This window comes from Aquiflexum sp. (assembly GCF_977115555.1).
Map to the genome: position 1 here is coordinate 1 of NZ_CDSBKL010000354.1, position 4,208 is coordinate 4,208.

Sequence of the window (4,208 nt, forward strand, 5' to 3'; positions counted from 1 at the left end):
TTTGGTTAGGTCCCAAGTCCCACTCAATTTCCAAAGCTTCCCGGCCTTTCATGGCAGCCCAGGTATTGTCTGCAATCACTGCAACACCCTCCAAGGCTTTGTCCAAACCCGGAGGGATTCCAGCACCGTCTATTTTGAATACCCTGTTTACTCCAGGTACAGCCATGGCTTTGGTGTCATCAAAGGAAAGGACTTTTGCTCCAATGACGGGACTTCTCCTGATCACAGCTACCTGCATTCCCGGTAGGTCTATATCAGCACCAAAAACTGCCTTTCCTGTGGAAATGTCTCTGGCATCATAGATGGCGACATCTTTTCCTATCAGCTTATAGCTGGAAAATTCTTTCAAGGTTACGCTTTCCGGATCTGGCAGCGGCATTTCCTTTAGGTCAGCCACCAAGTCTCCGAAGTTGATTTTCTTTCCTGAAGAATGGATGACCTGTGAATTTTCGGTATGGCATTCTTCAGGACTCACTTCCCACTTTTTGGCAGCTGCAGCGATGAGCATATGTCTTGCTGTGGCTCCGGTTTTGCGCATGGGCTCATAAAACATCCTGACTGAAAAAGAGCCATCAGTATTTTGGTTGCCATACTTTTCCTCATCGCCTTCAGCCTGCACGATTTTTATTTTTGACCAATCAGCACCCAATTCATCTGCTACGATTTGCGGCAAAGAGGTTCGGATGCCCGTGCCCATTTCAGAGCGGTGGGCGACGATGGTGACTTCATTGTCTGAATTGATACTGACAAATACATTTGGGGCAAAAGTGATGGTCTCACCCTTGGGTCCGGCACATTGGAAATTGACCCCCAAAAGGAATCCTCCTGTTGCCAGGGAACTGATTTTTAAGAAATCCCTGCGTGAAGGAACAAAGACTTCGCTTTTGTCTTCGGTTTTTTTGTTTTTTAAAAACGGGAAGTTCGGCATCATATATTTTGATGTTTTGGGTTCAAGGTTAAAGTGATTTGGAGGCAGTTAGGATGGCATCTTTGATGCGGTTGTAAGTGCCGCAGCGGCAAAGGTTTCCTGCCATTGCTTCTTCAATTTCAAGGTCTGAGGGGTTGGGGCTTTTTTTGAGTAAAGCCGCTGCATTCATGATCTGACCTGTTTGACAATAGCCGCATTGGGGAACTACATGCTCTACCCAAGCGTCCTGGAGTGGGTGATGGCCTTCTTTGTCCAAGCCTTCGATGGTAGTGACTTTTTTACTTCCAACAGAGGAGATGGGAGTACTGCAGGATCTGGCGGCTTCATCGTCCAAATGTACTGTGCAGGCTCCGCAAAGTGCCTGCCCACATCCGAATTTGGTTCCTTTCATCGAGAGTAAATCCCTCAAAACCCAAAGCAGTGGCATGTCCGGGTCGGCTGTCACTTCCTGCTTTTTGCCATTGACAGTTAATGTATATTTTTCCATAGTGGTTAGATTGGTCTTTGTTATTTGATAGGGAAAAGTTAAGGATTATGAAGAAATTATGCACCAATGAGGTTCCATTTTTCCCGATATGGCCTAAACAATAAAGAATTTGAGGACTCATCTTTGACAAAAAGTTCTTTCTTTGAATCCCATTTCAATGATTTTTCCTGTTTGTAAGAAATCAAAGCCAAGTGCATCGGAAGGGTCATTTCCCTTGCATATTCAAGGTTGGATTCCGGTTGCTGCCGTGATTTGACTGCATCGAGAAAATTCTGTTGGTGGCCCGGCGACCTTGGGATGGACTTGGGGATTTCGGGGATGTCAGTCAAAGTCTGACCGTTCATATGAATTGCCATCGTGCTGTAGTCGCAGATTAGGTTTCCTTTTGTTCCTTCAAAATAAGCCCCAATTCCCATTTTCTCGGCACCTTGGACAGGTGGGGGAGTTGAAGTCCAATGGAGCTTGAGTTTTTTGAATTTGAAATCCACATCAATCCATTTTGGGGTGTCGCCTACGCCATCGGATTTTTCACCTTTTGCCGAAATGGATTTCAGTCCGCTTGGCGCTATGGACATCCATACCACATCGGCGATATGGCACCAAAAATCTTGAAAAACGCCTCCGGAATATTCCATGAAATACCGGTAAGTGAAGTGGCATTTTTCAGGGGCATATTCTGAATAAGGAGCAGGCCCGAGCCACATGTCCCATTTCAGGTTTGGCGGAGGGGTTTGGTAATTGAGTTTTTCGATGAGTGGAGGTTCTCCGGTTTTCCAAAGGCGAACTGTTTTGATTTTACCCAACTCCCCGGATTGGATAATTTCAGCAACCCGGTGGTAATTGTCTCCGGCGTGGATTTGAGTGCCCAATTGGAAAACCCTGTTGTTTGACTTTTGCGCAGCCAACATCAGCTGTCCTTCACGCAAGGAATAGGAAAGAGGCTTTTCTCCATAGACATCTTTACCTGCCTGAAATGCCAAAATGGCGATCTGCGCATGCCAATGGTCCGGCGTCGCAATGGTGACCGCATCGATGTCCTGCCTTTCCAGGACTTTTCTAAAGTCTGTATAAACCTGGGCTTTGGTGTCAGGATGGATTTTTTTGAGTTGGGTCAAAGCTTCCTTGGCGTGCTCTTCATCGACGTCACAGAGGGCGACGATCTCAGCTTCGGGTAAGTTGGCAAACCAATTCATATGTGCCAATCCCATTCCGCCAAGTCCGATATGGGCAATCCTTATCTTGTCAGAGGCGGCAGCTTTGAGACCTTGAAAAGGTAAAAATTGAAGCCCTAGGGCGGTAAGGACGGAGTAGCGCACAAAATCCCGCCTATTGATATTTTGGTTCATATGATTGGTTTTTGAGTTGGTTGGTGAGATACTGAAGCTTGATCTTACTTTTGATTTCAATATAAATAAAAAACATCTGTGATTTTTATCTCCTTCCGAGAGATTGCCATTTGATTATATTTATCAGATTTTAATCATTTGAACGGATAAAGGACGAAATAAATGGCTGATAACCAATTTTGAAAATTGAAGTTGTATAGGCATGATAAAGAGGTTTTTTGAATGGCAAACCGGAGTTTTCGATTTATTGGATGAACACTGGGAAAGTGAGCAGGTATCCAAATGGATCAGCAATATTGTGGTGGTGTTTTTTGTGGGAGGTCTGCTGATGGGATTGCTCTCCTATCTGGGGATTATGCAATTTGGCGAAAATTTCACCGCTTTTTTTGCAATCGAATTGGCCTTCAATGTGCTCTTGGTATTTGAAGTTTTGGGATTGATTTTTCTGATTCCAAAGTCTGTCGCGGATTCTGTCGGAAAGCAGTTTGAAATTATCTCTTTGCTTCTGCTTCGGGATGCCTTCAAGGAGTTTGGGCATTATTTGGGAGATATGACTTGGGAAGTCGGGTTTCTGATGGAACTCCTACCCATCGTGTCTGATGCTTTTGGCGCGGTCTTGATTTTTTTGATCACAGGGCTTTTTTATCGGGCGCAGAAACACATCAGGATTACAAAAACTTATGAGGAGCAGAAGGGATTTGTTTCTATCAAAAAGCTGATATCAATTTATCTGACAATTTCATTCATCCTATTGGGGATTTATGACATTTTCACAGCCTATCAGACACATGAGTTTATTTATAGCATCAAGTTGTTTTACACTTTGTTGATTTTTACAGATGTTTTTATTCTGTTGTTTTCATTGCGCTACACCACCAAGTATTACAACCTTTTCAGGTATTCTTCCTTTGCTTTGGCGACGATATTCCTGAGACTGACCTTGTCTGCCCCGGCTTATTATAATGTTTTGTTGGCGGTGATTGCCGGCTTGATGGTTTTGGGAGTTACCTATATCTACAACAAGCTTTTGGTGAAACAGGTGATCGAAGGAAAAGAATAAATAAGGTATTGAAGATCAAAAAATAAAAATAAGTCCCTGATTTATAGGAATAATTAAGTTGCAGTTGATATTATTCCAATTTTTTTGTGGAGGCAGTTTGGAAAAAATGGCTTAACCTGCTAATATTGCATCACCTTAGACCAAAGGGTCTGGTAAAATGATTAAAATTCCTCCTTAGCTCAGTTGGTTGAGTCCCGTATGTACGGGATTAATCATGGGGTCAAAAGAGATAAAATAAATTCCTCCTTAGCTCAGTTGGTTAGAGCACATGACTGTTAATCATGGGGTCCTAGGTTCAAGCCCTAGAGGGGGAGCCAGTTTAAAAAAGAGGTCAGAAACGACCTCTTTTTTTGTTTTACTACCATCAAAAACCCCCTCTATACCCAT

General features: G+C 43.5%; 4 protein-coding genes and 1 tRNA gene. 2 read left to right on the forward strand and 3 right to left on the reverse strand.

The genetic code is table 11. The features are described 5' to 3' along the window. From ACZFYI_RS16490 to ACZFYI_RS16500, 3 genes are all read right to left on the reverse strand, one after another. A partial coding sequence (locus ACZFYI_RS16490) for a molybdopterin cofactor-binding domain-containing protein (protein WP_462525226.1) occupies nt 1-931 on the reverse strand: 931 nt, incomplete at its 3' end. 25 nt (nt 932-956) lie between these two features. Then, nucleotides 957-1,415 (reverse strand): (2Fe-2S)-binding protein, encoded by a 459-nt coding sequence (locus ACZFYI_RS16495; protein WP_462525227.1) that lies wholly within the window; start codon nt 1,413-1,415, stop codon nt 957-959. Nucleotides 1,416-1,471: 56 nt separating this feature from the next. Continuing rightward, on the reverse strand, nt 1,472-2,761 hold the full coding sequence (locus ACZFYI_RS16500) for a Gfo/Idh/MocA family protein (protein ID WP_462525228.1): 1,290 nt from the start codon (nt 2,759-2,761) through the stop codon (nt 1,472-1,474). Between the two features lie 202 nt (nt 2,762-2,963). Here ACZFYI_RS16500 and ACZFYI_RS16505 point away from each other — a divergent pair, with 202 nt between their 5' ends. After that, nucleotides 2,964-3,821: a hypothetical protein gene (locus ACZFYI_RS16505; RefSeq protein WP_462525229.1), complete on the forward strand. Its 858-nt coding sequence runs from the start codon at nt 2,964-2,966 to the stop codon at nt 3,819-3,821. 240 nt (nt 3,822-4,061) lie between these two features. Beyond that, a tRNA-Asn gene (locus tag ACZFYI_RS16510) sits at nt 4,062-4,138 on the forward strand. Nucleotides 4,139-4,208: the final 70 nt, after the last annotated feature.